The sequence below is a fragment of the Ruminococcus sp. genome (assembly GCF_019417665.1).
Lineage (GTDB): Bacteria > Bacillota > Clostridia > Oscillospirales > Ruminococcaceae > Ruminococcus_C.
Window position 1 is genome coordinate 4,476 of record NZ_DXUU01000089.1, and the last position, 1,616, is coordinate 6,091.

Genomic DNA, 1,616 nt, shown 5'->3' on the forward strand with positions numbered 1-1,616 from the left:
TTTTCTCCTTTTCTTGTCATGTGTTCTTCGATTACCATTTCAAGGTATTTTGGTATGCTGATTCCTAACTCTTCGACTTCCAGTTTTAGCTTTTCATGCAGCTCTACCGGGATCTTTCCGCATATGTTTTTCATCTCCATTGCGTTCGTTCTCCTTTCTTTTTTCTACACACAACATACCCTAAAACGTGACAGAAAGCTATTCACAATACCCAACGAATATGAGGCTCTCAAAAGCTCCCAAAGGATGCAGATCCAATAACATTCAATAGGCATCACCCCTTTCAAAAATCCGTGATTTATACTAATTTGACTGCCTGAAATTTGGCTATCTTATCACCGGGAAAGACTTGACTTTTTCAGAATGCATCCTCAAGCCCGGAGAGAAAATCCAGCATCTGGGACGGAATTTCTTCCTTCTTTGAAACACTCTTCCCGGAGTCTGAAATGGAAACACCTGCCAGTTCTTCCCGGATTGCCTGCCGGATGCTTTTCTCCAGCTGGTTATTTTCCTGATCTTTTAAGATCACCTGAACCAGATAGCTGCTCTTCTGTCCATCTGGAACACTTTGCAGGATCTCCCATGCCTTTTTGTGATCTGGGTTATCAAGGTTCAGGCGGAACGAGAAAACGGGTCTCTTTACTTCGCGCACATCTGCCCCACAATCCGCTCATAGCCGGAAGCGTTGGCGTGTACGTCTGTCAGGTAAATCTGCCGACACAGCCCGTCCTGCGGTGTCACGTGCCGTTTCAGAATGCTGGCTCCGCCGCCCATGATCACGGACGGAATTGCCTTCAGATCGAACCCGGCTTCCATAATTGCAGACAGTATTTTCTCCGTGTAGAGCCTTCCCTGCCGGACAATGATTTCTTTTGCGGCCGGGTCCATGCTGCAGCTCTGGCCGTTCAGAACACGTTCGATCTGAATATCCGTTACAGACAGTCCGGTATTTCTGCGAACCTGCTCGGTGATCTCATCCACACACCGGATCACACCAAGTTCCAGGCTGCGGCAGGTAGCGGCATTTGGAACACTGTTGTCCAGCCGCATCAGGTCTACGGTCCAGCCACCGATATCTGCGAGAAGAACAGAAGGCTCGTCCCGAACACATTCCGGGTGGAGAGCCAGGGCTGAGTATCCCTGTGGGAACAGTTTTACATCCTGAATCCGGATCTCATAGCTCTCATCCTCGTACCGGAAACGCAGAGGCTGCTCTTTCCGAAACAGATATTCCCGGAAGCCTTTTTTCTCCCTGCCAAAACTTGCCAGTGGAAGGCCGGCTGCCAGAACTACATCTGTTTTCCGCTCTCCCCGGCGATAGCGGATTTCCTGGGCAATGGCTGCCATTGTCAAAAGATAATAATTGTCATTGGAAGTCTTACTTCTCACCAGCGTCTGCCGCCCGGTTCCACACACATAAAATTTCCCATTGTACTGCAGGACATTCTGCATGGTATACGGCTCGTAATCGTATCCGGTCAGTCCGGTCGGAAAACATACATGGGGAGTTTTTATGGCATAATATCCATGGTCAATTCCTATAATGATAAGTCACCACATCCTTTCTGGTTTTTCTTGTTCTTTTCCAGCAGGTGGTCTTTTGGTCTGGAAAAAGA

The 1,616-nt window shown here is 48.3% G+C and carries 2 protein-coding genes; both read right to left on the reverse strand.

Features of this window, described 5'->3' with window-relative positions:
* Positions 1-358: 358 nt before the first annotated feature.
* Positions 359-652 (reverse strand): plasmid segregation centromere-binding protein ParR, encoded by a 294-nt coding sequence (locus QZ375_RS13390; RefSeq protein WP_118036988.1) that lies wholly within the window; start codon positions 650-652, stop codon positions 359-361.
* The gene (locus tag QZ375_RS13395; RefSeq protein WP_161208660.1) at positions 640-1,548 is read right to left on the reverse strand and encodes a ParM/StbA family protein; all 909 of its coding nucleotides are present in this window, start codon (positions 1,546-1,548) and stop codon (positions 640-642) included. Before QZ375_RS13395 ends, QZ375_RS13390 begins: the two co-directional genes overlap by 13 nt.
* Between the last annotated feature and the right edge of the window lie 68 nt (positions 1,549-1,616).